General features: G+C 73.0%; 23 protein-coding genes. 6 read left to right on the top strand and 17 right to left on the bottom strand.

Annotated elements, in window-relative coordinates; translation table 11 throughout:
• Window positions 1-53: 53 nt before the first annotated feature.
• Together I598_RS00365 and I598_RS00360 are read left to right on the top strand one after the other, a co-directional pair.
• Window positions 54-1,439 (top strand): M20/M25/M40 family metallo-hydrolase, encoded by a 1,386-nt coding sequence (locus I598_RS00365; RefSeq protein WP_083972733.1) that lies wholly within the window; start codon window positions 54-56, stop codon window positions 1,437-1,439.
• A 55-nt stretch (window positions 1,440-1,494) separates the two neighbouring features.
• A complete protein-coding gene (locus I598_RS00360) occupies window positions 1,495-2,856 on the top strand; it encodes an anaerobic C4-dicarboxylate transporter family protein (protein WP_068200198.1) in 1,362 nt (453 codons plus the stop codon).
• Between the two features lie 40 nt (window positions 2,857-2,896).
• On the opposite strand, the gene I598_RS00355 is transcribed toward I598_RS00360, so the two are convergent.
• Entirely contained in the window at window positions 2,897-3,295 is a 399-nt protein-coding gene (locus I598_RS00355; protein ID WP_068200195.1) for a YccF domain-containing protein, read from the bottom strand.
• 72 nt (window positions 3,296-3,367) lie between these two features.
• Here I598_RS00355 and I598_RS00350 point away from each other — a divergent pair, with 72 nt between their 5' ends.
• Window positions 3,368-4,117 carry a YggS family pyridoxal phosphate-dependent enzyme gene (locus tag I598_RS00350; RefSeq protein WP_068200192.1) on the top strand — a complete coding sequence of 250 codons (750 nt, stop codon included), beginning with the start codon at window positions 3,368-3,370 and terminating at the stop codon, window positions 4,115-4,117.
• 48 nt (window positions 4,118-4,165) lie between these two features.
• On the opposite strand, the gene I598_RS00345 is transcribed toward I598_RS00350, so the two are convergent.
• Window positions 4,166-5,254: a lipoate--protein ligase family protein gene (locus tag I598_RS00345; protein WP_068200189.1), complete on the bottom strand. Its 1,089-nt coding sequence runs from the start codon at window positions 5,252-5,254 to the stop codon at window positions 4,166-4,168.
• A 177-nt stretch (window positions 5,255-5,431) separates the two neighbouring features.
• Entirely contained in the window at window positions 5,432-7,075 is a 1,644-nt protein-coding gene (gene cimA, locus I598_RS00340) for a citramalate synthase (protein WP_068200188.1), read from the bottom strand.
• A 300-nt stretch (window positions 7,076-7,375) separates the two neighbouring features.
• On the opposite strand from cimA, the gene I598_RS00335 reads away from it, so the two are divergent.
• Window positions 7,376-8,044 carry a hypothetical protein gene (locus I598_RS00335; protein WP_068200183.1) on the top strand — a complete coding sequence of 223 codons (669 nt, stop codon included), beginning with the start codon at window positions 7,376-7,378 and terminating at the stop codon, window positions 8,042-8,044.
• Here I598_RS00335 and I598_RS00330 read toward each other — a convergent pair.
• The 5 genes from I598_RS00330 to I598_RS00310 all read right to left on the bottom strand — a co-directional run bounded on the left by I598_RS00330 (window position 7,998) and on the right by I598_RS00310 (window position 12,598).
• Window positions 7,998-9,152 (bottom strand): winged helix DNA-binding domain-containing protein, encoded by a 1,155-nt coding sequence (locus tag I598_RS00330; RefSeq protein ID WP_068200180.1) that lies wholly within the window; start codon window positions 9,150-9,152, stop codon window positions 7,998-8,000. The two genes, I598_RS00335 and I598_RS00330, sit on opposite strands and share 47 nt — an antisense overlap.
• Before the next feature lie 47 nt (window positions 9,153-9,199).
• Window positions 9,200-10,327, bottom strand: a complete 1,128-nt coding sequence (locus I598_RS00325; protein WP_068200177.1) for a branched-chain amino acid aminotransferase — start codon at window positions 10,325-10,327, stop codon at window positions 9,200-9,202.
• A 153-nt stretch (window positions 10,328-10,480) separates the two neighbouring features.
• Window positions 10,481-11,524 carry a 3-isopropylmalate dehydrogenase gene (locus tag I598_RS00320; RefSeq protein ID WP_068200173.1) on the bottom strand — a complete coding sequence of 348 codons (1,044 nt, stop codon included), beginning with the start codon at window positions 11,522-11,524 and terminating at the stop codon, window positions 10,481-10,483.
• A gap of 68 nt (window positions 11,525-11,592) precedes the next feature.
• Complete coding sequence (locus tag I598_RS00315; protein WP_068200170.1) at window positions 11,593-11,991, bottom strand: VOC family protein; 399 nt, start codon at window positions 11,989-11,991, stop codon at window positions 11,593-11,595.
• A 46-nt stretch (window positions 11,992-12,037) separates the two neighbouring features.
• The gene (locus tag I598_RS00310; protein WP_068200167.1) at window positions 12,038-12,598 is read right to left on the bottom strand and encodes an ASCH domain-containing protein; all 561 of its coding nucleotides are present in this window, start codon (window positions 12,596-12,598) and stop codon (window positions 12,038-12,040) included.
• Window positions 12,599-12,814: 216 nt separating this feature from the next.
• Here I598_RS00310 and I598_RS00305 point away from each other — a divergent pair, with 216 nt between their 5' ends.
• Window positions 12,815-13,264 carry an NUDIX hydrolase gene (locus I598_RS00305; protein ID WP_068200163.1) on the top strand — a complete coding sequence of 150 codons (450 nt, stop codon included), beginning with the start codon at window positions 12,815-12,817 and terminating at the stop codon, window positions 13,262-13,264.
• Window positions 13,265-13,459: 195 nt separating this feature from the next.
• On the opposite strand, the gene ilvC is transcribed toward I598_RS00305, so the two are convergent.
• The 9 genes from ilvC to ilvD form a co-directional block, all read right to left on the bottom strand.
• A complete protein-coding gene (gene ilvC / locus I598_RS00300) occupies window positions 13,460-14,488 on the bottom strand; it encodes a ketol-acid reductoisomerase (RefSeq protein WP_068200160.1) in 1,029 nt (342 codons plus the stop codon).
• 76 nt (window positions 14,489-14,564) lie between these two features.
• Window positions 14,565-15,089: an acetolactate synthase small subunit gene (ilvN, locus tag I598_RS00295; RefSeq protein ID WP_068200157.1), complete on the bottom strand. Its 525-nt coding sequence runs from the start codon at window positions 15,087-15,089 to the stop codon at window positions 14,565-14,567.
• A gap of 16 nt (window positions 15,090-15,105) precedes the next feature.
• A complete protein-coding gene (locus I598_RS00290) occupies window positions 15,106-16,929 on the bottom strand; it encodes an acetolactate synthase large subunit (protein ID WP_068200153.1) in 1,824 nt (607 codons plus the stop codon).
• A 283-nt stretch (window positions 16,930-17,212) separates the two neighbouring features.
• Entirely contained in the window at window positions 17,213-18,295 is a 1,083-nt protein-coding gene (locus tag I598_RS00285; RefSeq protein WP_083972732.1) for an ABC transporter permease subunit, read from the bottom strand.
• Window positions 18,292-19,344 (bottom strand): ABC transporter ATP-binding protein, encoded by a 1,053-nt coding sequence (locus tag I598_RS00280; protein ID WP_232314216.1) that lies wholly within the window; start codon window positions 19,342-19,344, stop codon window positions 18,292-18,294. The genes I598_RS00285 and I598_RS00280 overlap by 4 nt, the downstream gene beginning before the upstream one ends.
• A 175-nt stretch (window positions 19,345-19,519) precedes the next feature.
• Window positions 19,520-19,837 carry a 4a-hydroxytetrahydrobiopterin dehydratase gene (locus tag I598_RS00275; RefSeq protein ID WP_068200121.1) on the bottom strand — a complete coding sequence of 106 codons (318 nt, stop codon included), beginning with the start codon at window positions 19,835-19,837 and terminating at the stop codon, window positions 19,520-19,522.
• 55 nt (window positions 19,838-19,892) lie between these two features.
• Entirely contained in the window at window positions 19,893-20,039 is a 147-nt protein-coding gene (locus tag I598_RS17525; protein ID WP_157557107.1) for a hypothetical protein, read from the bottom strand.
• Complete coding sequence (locus I598_RS00270; RefSeq protein ID WP_068200118.1) at window positions 20,036-20,629, bottom strand: pyridoxamine 5'-phosphate oxidase family protein; 594 nt, start codon at window positions 20,627-20,629, stop codon at window positions 20,036-20,038. Before I598_RS00270 ends, I598_RS17525 begins: the two co-directional genes overlap by 4 nt.
• A 55-nt stretch (window positions 20,630-20,684) precedes the next feature.
• Complete coding sequence (gene ilvD / locus I598_RS00265) at window positions 20,685-22,400, bottom strand: dihydroxy-acid dehydratase (RefSeq protein WP_068200115.1); 1,716 nt, start codon at window positions 22,398-22,400, stop codon at window positions 20,685-20,687.
• 149 nt (window positions 22,401-22,549) lie between these two features.
• Between ilvD and I598_RS00260 the strand changes: the two genes are divergently transcribed.
• Entirely contained in the window at window positions 22,550-23,230 is a 681-nt protein-coding gene (locus I598_RS00260) for a TIGR00266 family protein (RefSeq protein WP_068200111.1), read from the top strand.
• Window positions 23,231-23,362 lie beyond the last annotated feature (132 nt).

Below are 23,362 nucleotides of genomic sequence, written 5' to 3'. Positions count from 1 at the left end.
CGGGCGGCCGGCTTCGTCGCGCCGAGCCCGCGGCCCGGCGCTACCGTCGAGCCATGACCGCTCCCACCAGCGACGGCGTCCCGGGACCGGGCGGCCCCGCCCTCGACGACTCCGTGCTGCGCCCGAAGATCGCCGGCCTCATGCCCGAGGTGCTCGCCGAGCTCGAGGCGCTCGTCGCGATCCCGTCGTGCGCGTTCCCGGGCTTCCCGCCCGAGCCCGTCCACGCGGCGGCACAGCGGATCGTCGACGCGTTCGGCCGGCACGGCGTCGAGGCGCACGTGACGCCCGTCGACGGCGGGTACCCCGCCGTCACCGCGGAGATCCCGGCTCCCCCGGGCCGCCCGACCGTCCTGCTGTACGCCCACTACGACGTCCAGCCGGTGCCCGCGTCGCAGCAGTGGTCCACCGACCCGTGGACGCCGACCTGGGTGGACGGACGCCTGCACGGGCGCGGCGCCGCCGACGACAAGGGCGGCGTCGCGATCCACCTCGCCACGCTCGCCGCGTTCGACGGTCGCCCGCCCGTCGGGGTGCGGCTGGTGGTCGAGGGCGAGGAGGAGACGATCTCCCACCTGGAGGCGCACGTCGTGGCGCACCCGGACGACTTCCAGGCCGACGTCATGGTGGTCGCCGACATGGGCAACCTCGTGGTGGGCGAGCCCGTGCTGAGCGTCGGGCTGCGCGGCCACGTCAAGGCCGTGATCGAGGTCGAGACGCTCGCCGCACCCGTCCACTCCGGCCTCTTCGGCGGCGCCGCGCCCGACGCCCTCATGGCGCTGATCCGGGCCCTCGCCACGCTCGTCGACGACGACGGCGCGTGCGCGGTCCAGGGCGTCGCGTCGGGCGAGTGGGACGGCGCGGACCACGCCGAGGAGCTGCTGCGCGCGAACGCGGGCGTGCTCGACGGCGTCGACCTCGTCGGTACGGGCCGCGTCGCGTCCCGGCTGTGGGCCCGCCCGTCGGTCAGCGTGCTCGGCATGGACGTGACCCCGACCGCCGAGGCGTCCAACGTGCTCCAGCCGCGGGCGAAGGCCGTGGTGGCGATGCGCATCCCGCCGGGGCAGGACGCCCAGGAGGCGATGGACGCCCTCGTCGCGCACCTGCGCGCGCACGTGCCCGGCAACGCGCGGGTCACCGTCACCGAGGACAAGAAGTCGCCGCCGTTCTCGCAGCCCACCGACGGGCGGGCGTTCGGCCTCATGCGGGACGCGCTCGCCACGTCCTACGGACGGCCCGTCGAGACGGTCGGCTCCGGTGGCTCGATCCCGCTCCTGGAGACCCTGCGCGCCGTCGCGCCGCACGCCGACTTCGTGCTCGTCGGACCGGAGGACGCCCAGCACGCCAACATCCACGGGCCCGACGAGAGCGTCGACCCGAGCGAGATCGAGCACATGGCCCTCGCGCAGGCGCTCCTGCTCCAGGCGCTCGCCCAGGACTGACCCGCCGCGCGGGCCGGCAGCCCGCAGCCGTGCCCCGCCGAACGGAAGGAGCACCGTGGACACCCTCGTCCTCGTGCTGGAAGCGCTCGTCGTCGTCGCCGGGATCTACCTCGGCGTGCGCATGGGCGGCATCGGCCTCGGCCTCTGGGGCGCCGTCGGCGTCCTGGTGCTCGTCTTCGTCTTCCAGGAGCAGCCCGGCGACATCCCGTGGGAGGCGATCCTCGTCATCCTCGCGGTGATCACCGCCGCGTCGGCCATGCAGTCCGCCGGCGGCATCGACTACCTGGTCGTGCTCGCCGAGAAGGTCATCCGCTCGCGTCCGCGCCTGGTCAACTACCTCGCGCCGCTCATGACGTTCCTGTTCTGCGCCGGATCCGGCACGGGCAACATCATCTTCCCGCTGCTGCCGGTCATCTACGAGGTCTCCTACGAGCGCGGCATCCGGCCCGAACGACCGCTGGCGACGTCGGTCGCCGTGTCCGGGTTCGCGCTGGCGGCCAGCCCCGTCGCCGCGGCGATGGCGGCGTTCGTCGGCCTCACGGGCAACCGGGACGACGCGCTCTCGCTCGGCGAGATCCTGCTCATCACGCTGCCCGCCGTCCTGCTCGGCACGATCGTCGCGGCCCTCGTCCAGTCCCGGGTCGGTCGCGAGCTCGCCGACGACCCCGAGTACCAGCGCCGCCTGGCCGAAGGTCTCGTCACGCCGCCGCGCTCCGCCGGGGGTGCCGACGGCGCGGCCACCGCCACGACGACCGTCACCGCCGTCGAGCCGCGCGCCAAGCGGGCGGCGGGCGTGTTCTTCCTCGGCGTCGCGCTGGTCGTGCTGCTCGGCGCGTTCGACGGGCTGCTGCCGTCGTGGACCGTCGACGGCGAGACGGTGACGCTCAGCCTCACCACCCTGCTGACGATGGTGATGCTCGCCGTCGCGCTCGTCGTCATGCTGGTCGGCCAGGTCAAGCCGGCCGAGGTGCTGGACGCCCCGCTCACCAAGTCCGGACTGACGGCGATCATCGCCCTGCTCGGTATCGCGTGGCTGGCGAACACGTTCATCGCCGGGAACGAGGAGACCGTCATCGGCGGGCTCACGGAGGTGGCGACCAACAACCCGTGGTTCCTCGCCGTCGGCCTGTTCCTCGTCGCGGCGGCCACCACGAGCCAGTCGGCGGCGGTGAACACGATGATCCCGTTGGGCATGAGCCTCGGCCTGCCGACGGCGACCCTCGCGGCCTACCTGCCCGCGATGGGCGGCGTCATGACGCTGCCGGCCAACGGCTCCCAGCTCGCCGCGGTCGAGATCGACCGGACCGGCTCCACCCGGATCGGCAAGTACGTGGTGAACCACTCGTTCATCCTGCCGACGCTCGTCATGGCCGCGGTCTCGGTGCCCACCGCGCTGCTCATCGCGACGCTCTTCTGAGACGGCCCGGCTCCTGCGGGGAGCCGGTCGGGACCGCGACTCAGTGCTGGTAGGCCGGGTACCGGGCGTCGCTGTCCACGATGTCCTTGCCCAGCGGGAGCAGGGAGATCGGGATGAGCTTGAGGTTCGCGATCGCCAGCGGGATCCCGATGATGGTGATCGCCTGCGCGATCGCCGTGGCCACGTGCCCGAGGGCGAGCCACCAGCCGGCAAAGACGAACCAGACGACGTTGCCCAGCACGGACCAGCCGCCGGCGCCCGGCTTGTCGACGACCGACCGGCCGAACGGCCACAGGGTGTACCCCGCGATGCGGAACGACGCGATGCCCCACGGGATCGCCACGATCGTGATGCAGCACAGGATGCCCGCCACGACGTAGCCGAGAGCCAGCAGGAACCCGCCGAACACGAGCCAGATGATGTTGAGCAGCGCCTTCATGGACCGATTGTCCCCCGACGAGGCGCCCCCGCGGTATCAGGGAACCCCCGGACCGGTTCCTAGACTGGTCCCATGCCCTCCACGCTCCACGACCGGGTGCTCGCCGCGCGCGCCCGCCTCGACGCTGCCGCGACCGCCGCGGGCCGTGACCCGGCGTCCGTCCGGATGATGCTCGCGACCAAGACGCAGGACGCCGCGACCGTGCTGGACGCCGTCGCCGCCGCGACCGAGCTCGCCGCCGCGCGCGGGGACGACGCCCCCGTCCTGGTCGGCGAGAACCGGGTGCAGGAGCTCGTGGCCAAGGCGCCGGCACTGGCGGACCTCGTGGCGGCCGGCCGCCTCGAGGTGCAGATGATCGGCCCGCTGCAGCGCAACAAGGTCAACCAGATGCTGCCCGTCGTCACAGGGCTCGCGTCGGTGGACCGGCTCCCGCTGGCCGAGGCCGTGGCGCAGCGGTGCGTGCGCGCCGGGCGCACGCTCGACGTCCTGGTGCAGGTCAACGTCTCGGGCGAGGCGACGAAGTCCGGCGTGACTCCAGCGGACGCCCCGGCGCTGGCCGCCGCCGTCGCCCGGCTCGACGGGCTGCGGCTCACCGGCTTCCTCACCATCGGCGCGCGGTCCGACGACACGACCGTCGTGCGCGCCGGGTTCGCACGCCTGCGCGACGTGCGCGACGAGGTGCTGGCGTCCGGGGCGCCCGGCACCGCGGACGCCCGCGACCTGTCCATGGGGATGTCGACCGACCTCGAGCTCGCCGTCGCGGAGGGTGCGACGATCGTGCGGCTCGGCACCGCCGTGTTCGGGGCGCGTCCCGCCGCCTGACCGCTCCGCCCGACGACGATGCGCCGCGGCACGCCGCCGTCCGGCCGGTCAGGGCACCCGGTGGGTCCACTCCGGCGTGGCGAACTTGGTGCGCACGAGCTCCTCGGCGCGGGCCAGCTCGTCGGGCCGCAGCGCGGAGGGAACCGTCGAGTACCGCTGGGCGAAGTAGTCGGCGAACGCGTCGACGACCTTCTCGCGCGGCAGCCCCGTCTGCGAGCGCAGGGGGTCCACCCGCTTGTTGGCGCTCTTCGTGCCCTTGTCGGACAACTTCTCGCGGCCGATGCGCAGCACCTCGAGCATCTTGTCGGCGTCGATGTCGTAGGCCATCGTCATGTGGTGGAGCACCGCTCCCCCGGCCAGCCGCTTCTGCGCCGACCCGGCGATCTTGCCCGCGGGAGAGGCGACGTCGTTCATCCCGGCGAACCGTGCCTCGACACCCAGCTCGGCGAGCGCACCCAGCACCCAGTCGTCGAGGAACGCGTACGACGCCTCGAAGCTCAGCCCGTCGACCAGCGACGCCGGCACGACGAGGGAGAACGTCACGCAGTTGCCCGCCTCCATGAACATGGCGCCGCCGCCGGAGATGCGGCGCACCACCGTGACGTCGTGCTTCTCGACCCCCGCGTCGTCGATCTCGTTGCGGTACGACTGGAAGGAGCCGATGAACACGGCGCGCTCGTCCCACTCCCAGAACCGCAGGGTGGGGCCGCGACGGCCCTGGGCGAGCTCCTCGGTGAGGACCTGGTCGAGGGCGCCGAGCGTGCGCGGGGGCAGCGGGCCGGGCCGCAGCACCTCGAACGTGTGGTCGTCCCACGTGGTGGCGAGTCCCAGCGCACGGCGGACGGCGACCGCGACGGCCCGGGCGTCGAAACCGACCATCGCCACCGGGCCGGGCACCTCGCCGGACGCCTCCGCCGCGGCGAGCGCGTCGTCGACGACCCGGGTCAGCTCGGCGGACGACGTCGTGGCAGCCAGCCCGGTCAGCGCCCGGTCGATGACCTCGAGAGCCTCGTCGGGCTCGAGGAAGAAGTCGCCCGAGATCCGGACGTCCCGCAGGACGCCGGGTCCCGACGAGTCGTCGACCGTCAGGTCGACCGCCACGAGCTTGCCACCGGGAACCTTGTACTCACCGCGCACCCGGCCAGCCTAACCGGCACGCGGTGACCCGGGCCCGCCGACGACGAGCAGAGGGCCCTGGCGCACGATCGCGTTCACGCGCCCCAGGGGGCGCTCCACTTCGGGAAGAGACGATCGTGCGCCAGGGCCCTCTGCTCGTCTGGGGAGGAACCGACCGACGCGGGAGCCGTGGCCTCCTCAGAGCGCCTCGACGCCGGCGTGCACCAGCCCGTAGACGTGCGCGTCGATGAGCGCCTCCCAGGCGGCCTCGATGATGTTGGGGCCCACGCCGACCGTCGACCAGGACCGCTCGCCGTCGCTGGTCTCCACCAGGACGCGGGTGGTGGCGTCGGTGCCGTGCTCGGCGTCGAGGATGCGCACCTTGAAGTCGATGAGGTCGAACTTCTCGATGGCCGGGTAGACGCGGGTCAGGGCGTGCCGCAGCGCCTGGTCGAGCGCGTTGACCGGGCCGTTGCCCTCTCCGGTGACGACGATCCGCTCGCCCCCGGCGTGCAGCTTGACCGTCGCCTCGGCCACGGCCTCGGCGTCGTGCCGGTCGGCGTTGCGGGCGTCGCCGGTGGTCTCGACGATCGTGCGCCACGACTCGATGCGGAAGTAGTGGGGCCGCTCGCCGGTGAGCTCCTCGCGCAGGATGAGCTCGAAGGAGGCGTCGGCGGCGTCGAACGTGTAGCCGCGCGCCTCGGCGTCCTTGACCCGGGTGGTCACCCGGGTGAGGAGCTCGCCCTGACCGGCGAGGTCGAAGCCGAGCTCGCGGCCCTTGAGCTCGATGGACGCGCGGCCGGCCATGTCGGAGACGAGCATCCGCATGTCGTTGCCCACGGCGGTGGGGTCGATGTGCTGGTACAGGTCGGGGTCGATCTTGATGGCGCTGGCGTGCAGGCCCGCCTTGTGCGCGAAGGCGCTCGCGCCGACGTAGGGCTGGCGTCCGTACGGGGAGATGTTCGTGATCTCGGCGACGGCGTGCGCGATGCGCGAGGCCTCGGCCAGGCCGTCCCCTGCGAGGGTGTCGATGCCGCTCTTCAGCGCGAGGTTCGCCACGACCGTCACCAGGTCGACGTTGCCCGTGCGCTCGCCGTACCCGTTGACCGTGCCCTGCACGTGGGCGCACCCGGCGTCGACGGCGGCGAGGGTGTTCGCCACGGCGCAGCCCGAGTCGTTGTGGGCGTGCATGCCGAGCAGCGGGTCGCCGTCGCGGGCGTCGCGGCCGTGCACGAGGCCGAGGGTGTCGCGCAGCGCCCCCACCGTGTCGCTCACCCACGCCGGGAGCATGCCGCCGTTCGTGTCGCAGAGCGCCACGACCTCGGCGCCCGCCTCGAAGGCGACCCGCACGGCCTCGGTGGTGAAGGCGGCGTCGAACCGGTAGCCGTCGAAGAAGTGCTCGGCGTCGACCACGACGCGGCGTCCCTCGCGCACGAGGAACTCGACGGTGTCGCGGATCATCGCCAGGCCCTCGTCGGGGGTGGTCCGCAGGGCCCGCTCGACGTGCCGCACGTCCGACTTCGACACCAGCGTGACGACGGGAGCCTCGGAGTCCAGCAGGGCCCGCACCTGCGGGTCGTCCCACGCCCGGGTGCCGGCCTTGCGGGTGGAGCCGAAGGCCGCGAGCACCGCGTTCCGCAGCTCCAGCTCCTTGGCCGCGCGCCGGAAGAACTCCGTGTCCTTGGGGATCGCGCCCGGCCAGCCGCCCTCGATGAACCCGACGCCGAGCTCGTCCAGCAGCGGCGCGATCGCGAGCTTGTCGGCGACGGAGAGGTTCATCCCCTCCTGCTGCGCACCGTCGCGCAGGGTGGTGTCGTACACGTGGAACGGGGCGGTGACCATCGGGGGCTCCCCAGGGGCTGAACGATTCGGGACAACAAAAAAGACCCTCCGGGTACGGAAGGTCTGCGCGTCCGGCGGGTGGGCCGGACGCGCTAGCTAATGAGGCAGAGCCACCGGCTGTGGTGCTGCGGACGCGGGTACGCGCGAGTCATGCGTCACATGGTGCCACACCGTCCACGCCGCGGTCACGCGGTTCCGCGACGTGGACACCCGCCGCCGGGACGTCCGGCTCGGGCGATGTGTGGTGGGTTCGCCCGATCTGTGGTCCGCTGTGTCCCACCACTCCTGGAGGAGGCAGACGTGAACGACCCTCGGCGGCCCGGCGCGCAGGACGACCCCGGCGCGTACCCCGCACAGCCCGACCCGTACCGCACCGCGGGCGGCTCGCACCAGCCTGCCCCCCACGGCACGACCCCCACCGCCGGACACCCGGCCGGTCAGGCCTACGACGCCGGCTACGCGGCCGGTCAGGCGGACGTCCCGCCCGGTGTCGTGCCCGCCGCGGACGACCCCGCCTGGGACCCCGTCGTCGACGACACCCGGCCCACGCAGCCAGGACTCGTCGTCAGCCGGTACTGGTCGGGCGCCGCCGTGACGGTGCTCGTCAGCGCGCTCCTCGGCCTCGCGTGCTCCGTCATCTTCGAGGAGGTGTTCGGGCTCACGCTCGTCGCGCCCGACCCGCTCGGTGTCGGGCACCACGTGTCGTGGGTCTTCACGGGGGCCGTGTACGCGCTCGTCGCGGCCGTGGTGCTGCAGCTCCTCGTGCTCGCGGCGCCCCGGGCCCGCATGTTCTTCGGCTGGCTCGTCGCCCTGACCACGGTGATCCTCGTGGCGCTGCCGTTCACCGGCGGCGCCGACCCCCTCGACGCCACGATGACGGGACTGGTCTGGATCGTCCTCGGCATCGCCGTGTTCTCGATGCTCAGCGGCGTGCTCGGCCGGACCCTCGTGCATCGTCGGCCCATCTGATCTCCAGGTCCGACCCCCGCCGGCCCGGCGCGACCGCGGCCAGGACCGTGCGCGCCTCGGCCTCGATGGCGGCCCGCACGTCGGGGGCCAGGTCCGCGACGGCGGTCAGCCGCACCGCTCCGCCGTCCCACGACCAGGTGCCCACCACCCGCCCGGCGACCCAGACCGTGGGCAGCACGTCGCCGTTGCGCCGGTACACGTGCTCGACGACGGCCGGGTCGAGCAGCCGGGAGCGGTCGTCGAACGCCACCAGCAGGTGGTCCCAGCGCGGCAGGAGGCGGACGGGCGCCGGGGCGTCGCCCGGCACCAGTTCGGCGTCGGCCAGGTCCAGCAGCCCCGCACCGTCAGGACCGGTCAGCTCCCGCAGGTCCAGGCGGTCCAGGGCGGCCTCGAGGAGCCGTCGACCGCGGATCCCGACGCCGCGGGCCACGTCGGCGCGCGTCGCCGGCCCGAAGGCCCGCAGGTAGCGTTCGACGACGTCGGCTCGCGCGCCGTCGGGGTCCGGACGGTCGGCGGAACCGAGCCACGTGGCACCGGCCACCACCCGGTGGGTGCCGTGCTCGTGCCAGAACCCGCTCGGCGGCACGTGCACCAGCCCGCCACCGGCCGACGCGAGCCGCCACCACGCCCGGGACACGCCGCCCGGGACTGCCGCCGCGGCGTCGACCCCCGGGTGCCGGTCGACGACGAACGCCTCCACCTCGTCGACCGTGCGGGGCTGCGCGCAGTGCTCACGCACCGCCGCGTTGAGCTCGACGAGATCGATGCCGGCGCGACGTGCGCTCGGACGCCACGCCGCCAGCCGGGCCTCCGCCGACACCACGTCGGCGGCCGCCCACCGTGCGGCCGGCAGCAGGTGGAGCGTCGACCGCATCGCGGTGGCCTTGACGAGGAGGCGTGCCGTCAGTGCGTCCTGGACGGCGTCGACCGCGGCACCGGTCCGCCGTGCCGCCAGGCCGAGGTACGGCATGTCGGCGTGCTGCGCCTGCAGCCCGCCGACGTCACCGGCGATCTGCTCCGCCGTCCGGCGGGCGCCGGACCGGCGGAGCAGGTGCTGGCGCGCCAGCGTCGTCCGGTTCAGCTCCGCGAGGGTCGTCGTGGAAGCCACGCGTCCCGGCCCCTCCCGTCGGACGGTCAGGTCGTCGTGCGGTGCCGTCAGGCCAGGCGGCGCATCCAGCCGTGGCGGTCGGGCGTACGGCCGTACTGGATGTCCGTGAGCTCGGTGCGGATCGCCATCGTCAGCTCGCCGGGCTCACCGCCACCGACCTGGTGGTCGAACGAGCCACCGGCGAGCCGGCCGATCGGCGTCACGACCGCCGCCGTGCCGCAGGCGAAGATCTCCGTGATGCTGCCGTCGGCGAGCCCGTCGACGATCTCCGTCAGCGGGATCCGACGCTCGACCACCCCGTGGCCGCGGTCCGTCACGAGCTGCAGGATCGACGAGCGCGTCACGCCCTCGAGGATCGATCCCGTGAGCTCGGGCGTGTGCACCGTGCCGTCCGCCTTGACGACGAACACGTTCATGCCGCCGAGCTCCTCGAGGAACGTGTTCGTCGTGGAGTCGAGGAAGCACACCTGGTCGCAGCCGTTCTCCTGCGCCTCGGTCTGCGGGAGCAGGCTGGCCGCGTAGTTGCCGCCGCACTTGGCGTCGCCCGTGCCGCCCGGGGCCGCACGGTGGTAGTCCTGCGACACCCAGATCGACACCGGCTTCACACCGCCCGCGAAGTACGGGCCCACCGGCGACGCGATGCACAGGTACTCGACCTCGGTCGCCGGGCGCACGCCGAGGAACGCCTCCGAGGCGAACATGAAGGGGCGCAGGTACAGGCTGGAGTCCTCGCCGCCGGGCACCCAGGCGAGGTCGGTGCGCACCAGGGCGGCGATCGACCCGATGAAGTCGTCCACGCTGAGGGCGGGCAGCGCCAGCCGGTGCGCCGAGCGGGCGAACCGCGCCGCGTTGGCGTCCGGGCGGAACGTCCACACCGAGCCGTCGGCGTGCTTGTACGCCTTCATGCCCTCGAAGATCTCCTGCGCGTAGTGCAGGACGGCGGTCGCCGGGTCGAGCTGGAGCGGGCCGTACTTCTCGATGCGGCGGTCGATCCAGCCCGTGTCCTTGCGCCACGTGATGCGCGCCATGTGGTCGGTGAACACCGTGCCGAAGCGCGGGCTCGCGAGCGCGGCCTCGCGCTCGTCGTCAGGCGTGGGCGAGTCCGTCGGGGCGACGTCGAACAGCTCGACGAGGTCCTCGAGCTCGGTGGGCAGGATGGGGGAGGTCGTGGTCATGATCGCAAGGGCCTTTCACCGGGTGACCCCTGTAGTTTTCCACGACTCGCGGTCCCGCGGGCACCGGTCGGACGCGTCCACCACACGGCCACCCCGGACGGGAGTCGGGGGGACGGTTCGGGGACGACGGCCGAGGTCGTCGAGGTGCGCCGGTCAGCCGGCGACGCGGGCAGCGAGCTCCTGCCCGACCTCGGCCGTCGACCGTACTCGCCCGCCACGCTCGGCGAGGTCGGCCGCGACCGCCGCCTCGACGCGCGCCGCCTCGGCGGTGAGGCCGAGGTGGTCGAGCAGGAGGGAGACCGACAGGACCGTGGCGGTCGGGTCGGCCTTGCCCTGACCGGCGATGTCGGGCGCGGAGCCGTGCACCGGCTCGAACATCGACGGCGCGGTCCGGTCGGGGTTGATGTTCGCCGACGCCGCGAGGCCGATGCCACCGGTGATCGCGGCGGCCTGGTCGGTGAGGATGTCACCGAACAGGTTGTCCGTGACGATGACGTCGAAGCGCGACGGGTTCGTCGTGAGGAAGATGGTGGCGGCGTCGACGTGCAGGTAGTCGGTCGTCACGTCCGGGAACTCGGCGTTCACGGCCTCGACGGTGCGGCGCCACAGGTGCCCGGCGTGCACGAGCACGTTGTGCTTGTGCACCAGCGTCAGGTGCCGGCGGGGGCGCGCCTGGGCGCGGGCGAAGGCGTCCCGCACCACGCGCTCGACACCGAAGGCCGTGTTGACCGACACCTCGGTCGCGATCTCGTGCGGGGTGCCGGTGCGGACCGAACCGCCGTTGCCGACGTACGGACCCTCGGTGCCCTCGCGGACCACCACGAAGTCGACCTCGCCCGGCTCGGCGAGCGGGCTCTTCACGCCCGGGTACAGCTTGCCCGGGCGGAGGTTGACGTAGTGGTCCAGCGCGAACCTCAGCTTGAGCAGCAGACCGCGCTCCAGCACGCCGGAGGGCACGGTCGGGTCGCCGATGGCGCCGAGCAGGATCGCGTCGTGCTCGCGGATGCGGCCGAGGTCGTCGTCGGTGAGCGTCTCACCGGTCGCGTGCCAGCGACGCGCCCCGAGGTCGAACTCGGTGGTGGCGACCTTGACGTCGGAGCCGGCCAGGGCCGCCTCGAGGACCGCGAGGCCCTGCTCGACGACCTCCGTCCCGATGCCGTCACCCGCCACCACTGCCAGGTCGATGTTGCGCGTCATGCGGCGATGCTACGCCGCACCTACCAGGATGCGGGACACCTGTCTCACGATGCGGATGGCAGCCTGTGTCAGAACTCGCGTGCCGACAGCACGCAGAACTCGTTGCCGTCCGGGTCCGCGAGCACCGTCCACGACGCGTCCGCGGGCTGCCCCACGTCGACCACCGTCGCCCCCAGCCCGACCAGCCGCGCGATCTCCGCGTCCCGGTCGTCGCTCGTGTGCGGCGCGAAGTCCCAGTGCAGCCGGTTCTTGCCCACCTTCTCGTGCTCCACCCGGACGAACACCATGCCCGGCGGCACCCGGTGGAACTCCAGCTGCTCGGTGAGCTCACGCGCCCACGGCGGCACGAGGACGACCTCGTCGTCGGCCGCGTACGCCGTTTCCCAGCCGAGCGCCCCCGCCCACCACGCGGCGAGCGCACCCGGGTCCGTCGACTCCACCACCGTGGAGTACCAGCGCAGGGTCATCGTCGTCTCCTCTCGGTGACCCGCACGCTAGCGCGGGCCACCGACATCACTCGGAGTACAGGACGGTGAACCGCTCGCAGACCACCGGCATCGACGGGTCGAACGTGCGACCCGCCGCCTCCAGCGTGCGCCGCCAGTACGTCTCGTGGCCCTCGCGCCATGCCGCCAGCGAGAGGTCGTCCTCGCCCTCGAGCCGGGCGTGCTCGGCGGTGACCTCGTCGAACGGCACCGTCTCCACCGCGTCCGTGCGGATCAGGGCTCGCGGGGCGCCCTCGCCGTCGAGCACGATCGACAGGTCGCCGCGCCGTGGCAGCGGCTCCTCCGCCACCTCGAACTCCCACAGCGCGCTCGCCGTCGCCGTCTTCGTCCCCGCCAGCACCAGACCCAGCAGCTCGTCGGCGAGCCCCGGCGAGTCCCCGAAGGCCCATGCGGGCGGCGGCACCACGTTCTCCGACCGCTCCCCCACGGCGCCGCCGTGGCTCGTCCGCCCCGCCTTCGGCCGGGCCGACTCCCAGAACGCGGTGATGCGCTCCGCCTGCACGAGGTCGTCCAGACCACTCTGCTGCGGGTCCTGCGGGACGTCGCCCGAGGTCACGTCGTCAGTCATGCGGCCATCCTGCCACCCTGCGCCACCGGCCGCCGCCCCCGCCACCGGTCGGCGAGTCAGCGCACACCACCGCGAGTCAGCGCACGGACCACCCGAGTCAGCGCACACCACCGCGAGTCAGCGCACCGGCCGGCGAGGCGGCCGGCCCCGAGCCGACGGGGACGGGGACGGACGTTGCGGGCAGCAGTGCGCGGCACGGCACGCCAGGATGGCGGCATGAGACTGCGGGTGGCGGCCTACGCCGTGATCGTCGACGAAGGCCGGGTGCTGCTCCCCCACTGGCGGTCCGGCGACCACCAGTCCGGTTGGACGCTCCCCGGCGGCGGCCTCGACCCCGGTGAGGACCCGGCCGACGCCGCCGTGCGCGAGGTGCGGGAGGAGACCGGCTACGACGTCGTCTTGGACGGCCTGCTCGGCATCGACAGCATCGTCGTGGCCGAGGGCAGACGGGTCCTCGCGCCGACGCACGTCGACGACCCGTCCGCGATGCACGGGCTGCGCATCCTCTACCGGGCGCACGTCGTCGGCGGTGAGCTCCGGGTCGAGGTGGACGGCTCCACCGACGACGTCGCCTGGCACCGGCTGGAGGACGTCGCGGGGCTGGAGCGGGCCGAGCTCGTCGACACCGGGCTCGACCTGGCAGGCGTCGTCGTCCCCTCGCGCTGACTCGCGCCGTCCCGCGCCGTCGTGCGCTGACTCGCGCCATCGTGCGCTGACTCGCGCCATCGTGCGCTGACTCGCGCCATCGTGCGCTGACTCGCGCCATCGTGCGCTGACTCGCGGCGGGCCGGGAATGCACGCGCGGCCGCCGTCCCGGGGTGGGGACGACGGCCGCGCGCGACGCTCGTGACAGGGGTGGTGTCAGCGAGCGGCGCTGCCCTCCGTGTAGTCGGAGTCAGCGGGCTTGATCCACGCGAACATCTTGCGGAGCTCGCGACCGGTGGTCTCGATGGGGTGCGTCTCGCCCTTGGCGCGGAGCTCCTTGAACTCCGGGGCGCCGGCGTCCTGGTCGGCGATGAAGCGCTCGGCGAAGGCACCCGACTGGATGTCCGCGAGCACGGCCTTCATGTTCTCCTTGACCTCGGGCGAGATGACGCGCGGGCCGGAGACGTAGTCGCCGTACTCGGCGGTGTCGGAGACGGACCAGCGCTGCTTGGCGATGCCGCCCTCGACCATGAGGTCGACGATGAGCTTGAGCTCGTGCAGCACCTCGAAGTAGGCGACCTCGGGCTGGTAGCCGGCCTCGGTGAGGACCTCGAAGCCGTACTGGACGAGCTGCGACGCGCCACCGCACAGGACGGCCTGCTCGCCGAACAGGTCGGTCTCGGTCTCCTCGGTGAAGGTGGTCTTGATGCCACCGGCCCGCAGGCCGCCGATGCCGGCCGCGTAGGACAGCGCGAGGTCCCAGGCGGCGCCGGAGGCGTCCTGCTCGACGGCGACGATCACGGGCACGCCGCGGCCGTCGACGTACTCGCGGCGCACGAGGTGGCCCGGGCCCTTGGGGGCGACCATGAGGATGTCGTGGCCGGCCTCGGGCTTGATGTAGCCGAAGCGGATGTTGAAGCCGTGCCCGAAGACGAGCGCAGCGCCCTCGTTGAGGTTCGGGGCGATCTGGTCGCGGTAGAGGTCGCGCTGGTTCTGGTCCGGCGCGAGGATGACGACGACGTCGGCCTCCTTGACCGCGTCGGCGACGGTGAGGACGCGCAGGCCGGCGTCCTGGGCCTTCACGCCCGACGGCGAGCCCTCGCGCAGGCCGACGCGCACGTCGACACCGGAGTCGCGGAGGTTCAGCGCGTGGGCGTGACCCTGGCTGCCGTAACCGATGACGGCGACCTTCTTGCTCTGGATGATGGACAGGTCGGCTGCGTCCTCGTAGAACATCTCGGCCACGGTGGTGCTCCTCTTTCCTCGGTGGTGAAGCTCGGGGTGATTCTGGCAGGTGCCGTGACGGCACCCGCGACGCGTCTCAGGCGCTGCGCACGCGCTCCAGCGCCCGGTCGGTGATGGATCGCGACCCGCGCCCGACGGCGAGGGTCCCGGACTTGACGATCTCGCGGACGCCGTACGGCTCGAGTGCGCCCAGCAGCGCCTCCAGCTTGGCGCGGGTGCCCGTGGCCTCGATGACGACCGTGTCGGGCACGACGTCGACGACGTTCGCGCGGAACAGCTCGACGACCTCCAGCACGCCGGACCGCGTGGCGGCGTCGGCGCGGACCTTGACGAGCAGCAGCTCGCGCTGCACGGACGACTCGGCGTCGAGCTCGACGATCTTGATGACGTGGATCAGCTTGTTGAGCTGCTTGGTCACCTGCTCGAGCGGGTGCTCGTCGACGTCCACGACGACGGTGATGCGGGAGATCTCCTCGTGCTCGGTCGGACCGACCGCGAGGGAGTGGATGTTGAACGCGCGGCGGGCGAACAGGCCGGCGACCCGCGTCAGGACGCCCGGCTTGTTCTCGACCAGGACGGACAGGGTGTGGCGTGACGACATGGTGGTGGCTCCGTCCTCAGTCTTCGCGGTCCCATGCGGGCGAGATGCCGCGGGCGTACTGGATGTCGTCGTTGCTGACGCCGGAGGCGACCATCGGCCACACCATGGCGTCGCGGGAGACGGTGAAGTCGACGACGACGGGCACGTCGTCGATCTCGTTGGCGCGCTTGATGGCGTCGTCGACCTCGCTCGCGTGCTCGACGCGGATCCCGATGCAGCCGTACGCGTCGGCGAGCTTGACGAAGTCGGGGACGCGCGCGGTGCCGTGCCCGGTGTGCAGGTCGGTGTTCGAGTACCGCTCCTCGTAGAAGAGGGTCTGCCACTGCCGGACCATGCCGAGCGAGCTGTTGTTGATCAGCGCCACCTTGATGGGGATGTCGTTGATCGTGCAGGTGGCGAGCTCCTGGTTGGTCATCTGGAAGCAGCCGTCACCGTCGATCGACCACACGGTGCGGTCGGGCGCGCCGACCTTGGCACCCATCGCGGCGGGGATCGAGTAGCCCATGGTGCCCAGGCCGCCGGAGTTGATCCAGGTGTTGGGGCGCTCGTACCGGATGAACTGCGCGGCCCACATCTGGTGCTGGCCGACGCCGGAGACGTAGATCGCGTCGGGGCCGGTGAGCTCGCCGAGGCGCGAGATGACGTGCTGCGGGGCGAGGTGGCCGTCGGCGGTGGCGGTGTATCCCAGGGGGTACGTCTCGCGCCACGTGTCGATCTGCCGCCACCAGGCCTCGACGTCGGGCTTGCCGGCCGTCGCCTGCTCGGCCTCGAGCGCGGGCACGAGGTCGGTGATCACCTCGCGCAGGTCGCCCACGATGGGGACGTCGACGGCCCGGTTCTTGCCGATCTCGGCGGGGTCGATGTCGGCGTGCACGATCGCGGCGTGCGGCGCGAAGCTGGACAGCTTGCCGGTGACGCGGTCGTCGAAGCGCGCGCCGAGGGCGACGACGAGGTCGGCCTTCTGCAGGGCGGCGACGGCGGGGACGGTGCCGTGCATGCCGGGCATGCCGAGGTGCTGCGGGTGGGAGTCGGGAACGGCGCCCCGGGCCATGAGGGTGGTCACGACGGCGGCGCCGGAGAGGTCCACGAGCTTGCGCAGGGCCTGCGCGGCGCCGGCGCGGATGACGCCACCACCGACGTAGAGCACCGGGCGGCGGGCGGAGGCCAGCAGCCGCGCGGCCTCCCGGACCTGCTTGGCGTGCGGCTTCGTCACCGGGTGGTAGCCGGGCAGCGCCAGCTCTTGCGGCCACGAGAACGTGGTCGCCGCCTGCATGGCGGACTTCGCGATGTCGACGAGCACGGGACCGGGGCGACCGGTGGAGGCGATGTGGAACGCCTCGGCGATGGTGCGGGGGATCTCGGCCGGGTCGGTGATCAGGTAGGAGTGCTTGGTGATCGGCATGGTGATGCCGACGATGTCCGCCTCCTGGAACCCGTCCGTCCCGATGAGGGACTCACCGACCTGGCCGGTGATGGCGACCATGGGGATGGAGTCCATGTTGGCGTCCGCGATGGGGGTCACCAGGTTGGTGGCGCCGGGCCCGGAGGTCGCCATGGTCACGCCGACCTTGCCGGTGGCGTGGGCGTACCCGGACGCCGCGTGGCCGCCCCCCTGCTCGTGGCGCACGAGGATGTGGCGCACGGAGGCGGAGTCCATCAGCGGGTCGTAGGTCGGCAGGATCGCGCCGCCGGGGATGCCGAAGACCGTGTCGACACCGACGGCCTCGAGGGAGCGGACGATCGACTCCGCGCCGGTCACGGGCACGCCCGCGGACTGCTCGACACCGCGCGGTGCGGTGCGCGCTGCCACCTGGGCGGGTGTCGGGTTCGGCTGGGCCATCGGTCTCTCCTGCCGCTCGATCTGGGTGTCTGGGGGTGGTGCTGGGGTGGTGCTGACCTGCTCGGTGCAACGAAAAACCCCTCGGTCCCTGATGCTGCTGCGGGGACTGACGAGGGGTGAGCGCGCTGACGAAGCCCGGTGCGGTGGCCTCAGCCGGCGCGCCCTGGAAGTACTACGAGAAGAATCGTCTGCACGTGACGCACGTTACGCCGTCGTCGCGCCGATGTCACGCTGCGGTTCGATCGTCCCAGCATCTGGGACATCGGTTCGACGACCTGCGGACTCAGGAGACGTCGCGACGCCGGAACACCAGGAGGGCCGCGAGGCTCAGCACGACGACCAGCGCGAGCAGGTACAGGCCGCCCTGCGCCTGGGTCACCGCCCGCTCGACCCACTGGTCGGTGTACTGGCCGGAGTCGTCGCTCGAGACCACGGAGAAACCGTAGGTCGACCCACCGCGCATCCACGCGTCGAGGTTGACGACCGGCATCCATCGCTGCGCCGCCCCCGTGCCGAAGCCGAGGAACGCGGTGGCCCACAGCACCCCGACCGCCACCCCGATCGCCGCAGCGGCGTGCTTGAGCAGGATCCCCAGCGCGACGCCGATCGCCGCAGCCGCCGCCCCCGCGACCGCGAGACGTCCGGTGAACGTCGCGACCTCGGTCCAGGCGGCGGCGCTCGCGTCGCCGACGGTCCCGAACGCCGCGTGCACCGCGTACAGACCACCGACGACGACCAGCCACCCCGCGAGCACGACCGGCAGCGCGCCGACGGCGGCGGCCGCGGCCTTGGCCAGATAGACGGGCCGGCGCCGCGGCTCGAAGGTCAGCCACATGCCGAGCGACCCGGCGCCGATCTCCGCGGTGACGAAGCTGACGCCGACGACGAGCGCCAGCATGAGCAGGAACCACGTCGCGGTCACGGTGCCCGGCAGCCCGCCCCAGCCGTGCCAGAAGCCGGCCTGGATCTCGGCGACCTGCGGGTCGGTGCCCGGTTCACCCTCGACCGGGACGCCGGTGAACCACTCCCGGGCGCCGGCGTCGGGGAAGTACTCGACCGTCGGGGGCAGGAAGAACTCGAGCTGCGGGGCCATCTGGTCGCAGCCGTAGTCCGCCGCCGGGTCGGCGTCCGCCGCCTCGTCCTCGCGGCACTGCGCGACCTGCTCCTCGCCGTCCTGCTCCCACCACTCGAGCTCCTCGGCGTAGTACCGCTCGGCGTCGGCGATCTCCTGCGCGCTCGGCGGACTGGCGTTCCCCAGCCCGCTGAACACGGTGATCCCCGCGACGACCACCGCCAGGAGGCAGGCACCCCACGTGACGCGCCGCCACCACAGCCGGCGCAGCTCCACCCGGAACAGCCGCATCATGCCCGCACCCCGTCCGTGCTCTCGTCCGTCGCGCCGACCGGCCCGACGCCGTCGTCGCCGTGCCGCCCTCCGGCACCCCCGCCGCCCCACAGGCGCCGTTCACCGCGGTGGGAGGTCCCGCCGGGCACGTCGTGCTGGGTGAGACCGAGGAACACCGACTCCAGGTCGGGACGGCGCACGACGAGCTCGCTCGCCCACACGCCCTGCCCGCCGAGCAGCCGGTTGAGCTCGGCCGCGTCGGCGGCGCCGTCGACGACGAGGCGCCCGCCGTCGGACCGCACGACGTACCCCGCGGTGGCGAGCACCCGCGTCGCCTGCTCGACGTCGGCCTGCGCGACCTGCACCTGCACCGTGGCGCCGGTCGCGTCGCCGAGGAGGTCGGCGACACGACCCGACGCGACGAGCCGGCCGCGGGTCACGATCGACACGGTGTCGGCGACGTGCTCGACCTCGGCCAGGATGTGGCTGGAGACGAGCACCGTCTTGCCCTGGTCGCCGAGGGCCCGCATGGTCTGGCGGATCTCGTGGATGCCGGCCGGGTCGAGCCCGTTGGTGGGCTCGTCGAAGATCAGCAGGTCGGGGTCCTTGAGCAGGGTCGCGGCGATGGCGAGCCGCTGCTTCATGCCCAGGGAGTACGTGCGGTAGCGGTCGCGTGCCCGGCCGTGCAGGCCGACCTGCTCGATGACCTCGTCGACCCGCGCGCGGGGCGCGCCGATGCCGTCGGCGAGGAGCTGGAGGTTGCGGCGCGCGCTGAACGCGGGGAAGAACTTCGGGCTCTCGACGATCGCGCCCACGCGGGCCACGACCTCGGGCAGGCGCTGCGGCACCGGGACGCCGAACACGGCGGCGGTGCCGCTGTCCGGACGCACCAGGCCGAGGAGCATGCGGATCGTCGTCGTCTTGCCGGAGCCGTTGGGCCCGAGGAAGCCGTGCACACCACCCTGCGGGACCGCGAGGTCGAGCCCTTCGACACCGACCGTGCGACCGCGCACCGTGCGGTACGTCTTGCGCAGACCGTGCGTCTCGATCGCGAGCTCTGAGACCGCCACCGCTCCCCCTCCGTGGCCGCCCGGCGGCCTGAACACGCACCGCCACGACGCGGTGCTGCCCGCACAGTAGGGCATCGGCAGGCCCGCGGGGAAGGACCGTCCACGGGGTGTCGCCGCAGGTCGGCGCGCAGACGCCCGGCCCGGACGGGCAGCCGGTCCGGTCGGGCCCGTCCGGTCAGCCCGTACCGGTCCGCACCGGGACGTCCAGCTCCCGCGCCGCGGCGGTGATCCGGGCCGCGAGCGCCACGTCGCGCTCGCTCAGCCCGCCGACGTCGTGGGACGTGCACCGCACGGTGACGGTGGGGTACCGCAGGTCGACGTCGGGGTGGTGGTCGGCGGCGTCGGCGAGCTCGCCGATCGCGTCGACGAGCTGCACGCCGGCGGCGAACGAGCCGGTGTCGAACACCGCCTGCGCCGCGCCGTCGGCCACCGTCCAGCCGTCCACGCCGTCGTGACGGCCGAACTCCTCGGCCGTGATCCTGTCGTCGGTCATGACGCCTCCTCGGGTCTGTTGCCCACGATGCCCCGTCGAGGGCGACCTCGCGAGGTCACCCGGTGACGGCCCGCGCCGCGGCGACGCGGCGACCGGCGTCCATGAGGACGTCGACGTCGTCCACCCACTGCTCGACGGAGCCGACGCCGCGCGGCAGGGCGCGGACGTCGTCCGCCCGGACGGGCAGCCCGCCCTGGCTCATCGGGCGTCGGCGACCGGTGGCCCCTCGGCCGCGACCCGCGGGTCGTCGTCGAAGGCGGGCAGCCCGTCGATGCTGGTGCGGTTCTTCAGACGCCGGTAGTCGGCCTGACCCTCGGTGCCCTTGCGGTCCATGAACGGTTGCAGCAGGTCCCGCTCCCCGACGTGCTCCATCAGCGGGACGGTGTACCCGCACGAGTCGGACACCCGCTCGACGTCGACGACGATCACCGCCCGCGCGCCGCGCAGGTCGTCGAACCGCGCCGCCCAGCGCGGGTACTCGTCGTCGTACAGGCTCACGACGCGGCCGCGGCCCTGGAGGCGCACGATGTTCGGGGGCCCGTCGAAGGCGCAGAACATCAGGGTGATCCGGCCGTTCTCGCGCAGGTGGGCGATCGTCTCGACGCCTGATCCCGTGATGTCGAGGTAGGCGACGGTGTGCTCGTCGACGACGACGAACGTCCCGGCGATGCCCTTCGGCGAGAGGCTGACGTGCCCGTCGTCGGCGCGCGGCGCCGTCGCCACGAAGAACAGGTGCTGCGCGGTGATGAACGCGCGCAGCCGGTCGTCGATCTGCTCGTGGACCTTTCCCATGCCCGGATCGTCGCAGGTGGCCGCCCGTCCCACCAGGTCGTCTCAGGGGCGGCTCTCAGCCGAGGACGGCACCCCGCGACGCGGACCCGACGAGCTTGGCGTACTTGGCGAGCACCCCGCGGGTGTAGCGGGGCGGCATCGGCGCCCAGTCGGCGCGGCGCGCGGCGAGCTCGGTGTCGTCGACGAGCAGGTCGAGGGTCTTGCTCGCGACGTCGAGGCGGATGCGGTCGCCGTCGCGGACGAACGCGACCGGGCCGCCGTCGACGGCCTCGGGGGCGACGTGCCCGACGCACAGGCCGGTGGTGCCGCCGGAGAACCGGCCGTCGGTGAGCAGCAGGACCGTCTTGCCGAGGCCCGCGCCCTTGATGGCACCGGTGATGGCGAGCATCTCGCGCATGCCCGGCCCGCCCTTCGGGCCCTCGTAGCGGATGACGACGACGTCGCCGTCGGTGATGGTGCCGTCCTCCAGGGCGTCGAGGGCGGCGCGCTCGCGCTCGAAGACGCGGGCCGTGCCCTCGAACACGTCGGTGTCGAACCCGGCGGACTTCACCACCGCGCCCTCGGGGGCGAGCGTGCCGTGCAGGATCGTGATGCCGCCGGTGGGGTGGATGGGGCGGTCGAGCGCGCGCAGGATCTTGCCGTCCGGGTCCGGCGGGGCGATGTCGGCGAGGTTCTCGGCGACGGTGCGACCGGTGACCGTCAGGGCGTCGCCGTGGAGCAGTCCGGCGTCCAGCAGCGCCTTCATGACCACCGGCACTCCCCCGATGCGGTCGACGTCGTACATGACGTAGCGCCCGAACGGCTTGAGGTCGCCCAGGTGCGGCACACGGTCGGCCACGCGGGAGAAGTCGTCCAGGGTGAGCTCGACCTCGGCCTCGTGCGCGATGGCCAGCAGGTGCAGCACCGCGTTCGTGGAGCCGCCGAACGCCATGACGACGGCGATGGCGTTCTCGAACGCCTCCTTCGTCATGATGTCGCGCGCGGTGATGCCGCGCCGCAGCAGCTCGACGACGGCCTCGCCGGAGCGGACGGCGAACATGTCGCGACGGCGGTCGGCCGACGGCGGCGCGGCCGAACCGGGCAGGGACATCCCCATCGCCTCCGCGACGGACGCCATCGTGTTCGCCGTGTACATGCCGCCGCACGCGCCCTCGCCCGGGCAGATGGCCCGCTCGATGCGGTCGACGTCCTCGCGGCTCATCAGGCCGCGCGAGCACGCGCCGACCGCCTCGAACGCGTCGATGAGCGTGACGTCCTTCTCGGTGCCGTCGGACAGCTTCACCCAGCCGGGCATGATCGAGCCCGCGTAGAGGAACACGCTCGCCAGGTCCAGGCGCGCGGCCGCCATGAGCATCCCCGGCAGCGACTTGTCGCACCCGGCGAGCAGCACCGACCCGTCGAGGCGTTCGGCCTGCATCACCGTCTCCACCGAGTCGGCGATGACGTCGCGGCTCACCAGCGAGAAGTGCATGCCCTCGTGCCCCATGGAGATGCCGTCCGAGACGGAGATGGTGCCGAACTGCAGCGGGTACCCGCCGCCCGCGTGCACGCCGTTCTTCACGCCCGCCGCGAGCCGGTCGAGCGACAGGTTGCACGGCGTGATCTCGTTCCACGAGCTGGCGACGCCGATCTGCGGCTTCGCGAAGTCCTCGTCGCCCAGGCCGACGGCGCGCAGCATCCCGCGCGCGGCGGTCGCCTCCAGCCCGTCGGTGACCTGACGGGAGCGCGGCTTGAGGTCCGGGGTCGTCGGTGCGGCAGCGTCGGTGGTCATGCTGGCCAGGCTAGGCGTGACGGCGTCCACCGGCCCGGCGAGGCCCGGGTCGGGGCGCGGCCGGCTGCCGCGCAGCCGGGGCGTCGCGCTGCGATAGTGGGCTCGGGACGCCGCCCATCGAGGGCCGCGCCGACGACGGGGAGGGTTCCGTGGAGGTTCAGGTCGAGGGCGGTCCGGCGTTCGCGTTCGCGGAGGTGTCGCTGCCGCCCGGAGGGACGGTCCGGCTCGAGGGCGGCGCGATGGCCACAACCCGTGGCGACGTCCAGGTCACCACGTCCACCCGCGGTGGCTTCATGAAGGGCCTGCGCCGCGCCATCGGCGGTGAGAGCTTCTTCGTCAACGACTTCGCGTCGAGCAGCGGCGGATCCGTCGGCGTGGCACCGGCGCTGCCCGGCGACATCACCGTCGTCCGGCTGACCGGCGAGGAGATCCTCGTCCAGTCCGGCGGCTGGCTCGCCTCGGACACCACGGTCGAGGTCGACTCGAAGTGGGGCGGTGCCAAGGGGTTCTTCTCCGGCGCGGGGCTGGTGCTCCTGCGCTGCTCCGGGCACGGCGACCTGCTGGTCGCCGCCTACGGCGGCATCCGTGTCGCCACCCTCGCGCCCGGCGAGACGATGACGGTCGACACCGGCCACGTCGTCGCGTTCGACGCGGGCGTGCGCTACTCGATCCGCAAGGCCGGGTCCTGGAAGACGACGCTCCTCGGCGGCGAGGGCCTGGTGGGCGAGTTCTCCGGGCCCGGCCGCGTCTGGATCCAGACCCGCAGCACCGGCGACCTCATCAGCTGGCTCGACGCACGACTCCCCCGGCACGACTCGTCGTCCTCCTGACCGGGGTCACCGGAAGTGGGCGGCGAACGGTTCGGGGGACGGGACGCGCCGGGTCGTGGCGGGTCTGGCGGGAGCGCCGCGAGGGACGAGCGGCGCGGATGGTAGACCCGGCGCGTCCCGTCCCCCCCGCAC

Origin of the sequence: Isoptericola dokdonensis DS-3 (assembly GCF_001636295.1) — a bacterium.
Lineage (GTDB): Bacteria > Actinomycetota > Actinomycetes > Actinomycetales > Cellulomonadaceae > Isoptericola > Isoptericola dokdonensis.
Note: the sequence above shows the minus strand (reverse complement) of the source record. Positions and strands in the feature narration are given on the sequence as shown.

Excerpts from the sequence above, each read along its gene's own strand:
- I598_RS00310 (WP_068200167.1), bottom strand. The coding sequence starts at position 12,598 with ATGACTGACGACGTGACCTCGGGCGACGTCCCGCAGGACCCGCAGCAG.
- cimA (WP_068200188.1), bottom strand. The coding sequence starts at position 7,075 with ATGGTCACCGCCCCGTTCCACGTGTACGACACCACCCTGCGCGACGGT.
- I598_RS17525 (WP_157557107.1), bottom strand. The coding sequence starts at position 20,039 with ATGAGCCAGGGCGGGCTGCCCGTCCGGGCGGACGACGTCCGCGCCCTG.
- I598_RS00325 (WP_068200177.1), bottom strand. The coding sequence starts at position 10,327 with ATGACCACGACCTCCCCCATCCTGCCCACCGAGCTCGAGGACCTCGTC.
- I598_RS00270 (WP_068200118.1), bottom strand. The coding sequence starts at position 20,629 with ATGGGAAAGGTCCACGAGCAGATCGACGACCGGCTGCGCGCGTTCATC.
- I598_RS00305 (WP_068200163.1), top strand. The coding sequence starts at position 12,815 with ATGAGACTGCGGGTGGCGGCCTACGCCGTGATCGTCGACGAAGGCCGG.
- I598_RS00365 (WP_083972733.1), top strand. The coding sequence starts at position 54 with ATGACCGCTCCCACCAGCGACGGCGTCCCGGGACCGGGCGGCCCCGCC.
- ilvN (WP_068200157.1), bottom strand. The coding sequence starts at position 15,089 with ATGTCGTCACGCCACACCCTGTCCGTCCTGGTCGAGAACAAGCCGGGC.
- I598_RS00275 (WP_068200121.1), bottom strand. The coding sequence starts at position 19,837 with ATGACCGACGACAGGATCACGGCCGAGGAGTTCGGCCGTCACGACGGC.
- I598_RS00320 (WP_068200173.1), bottom strand. The coding sequence starts at position 11,524 with ATGACGCGCAACATCGACCTGGCAGTGGTGGCGGGTGACGGCATCGGG.
- ilvD (WP_068200115.1), bottom strand. The coding sequence starts at position 22,400 with ATGACCACCGACGCTGCCGCACCGACGACCCCGGACCTCAAGCCGCGC.
- I598_RS00285 (WP_083972732.1), bottom strand. The coding sequence starts at position 18,295 with ATGATGCGGCTGTTCCGGGTGGAGCTGCGCCGGCTGTGGTGGCGGCGC.
- I598_RS00315 (WP_068200170.1), bottom strand. The coding sequence starts at position 11,991 with ATGACCCTGCGCTGGTACTCCACGGTGGTGGAGTCGACGGACCCGGGT.
- I598_RS00350 (WP_068200192.1), top strand. The coding sequence starts at position 3,368 with ATGCCCTCCACGCTCCACGACCGGGTGCTCGCCGCGCGCGCCCGCCTC.
- I598_RS00290 (WP_068200153.1), bottom strand. The coding sequence starts at position 16,929 with ATGGCCCAGCCGAACCCGACACCCGCCCAGGTGGCAGCGCGCACCGCA.
- I598_RS00355 (WP_068200195.1), bottom strand. The coding sequence starts at position 3,295 with ATGAAGGCGCTGCTCAACATCATCTGGCTCGTGTTCGGCGGGTTCCTG.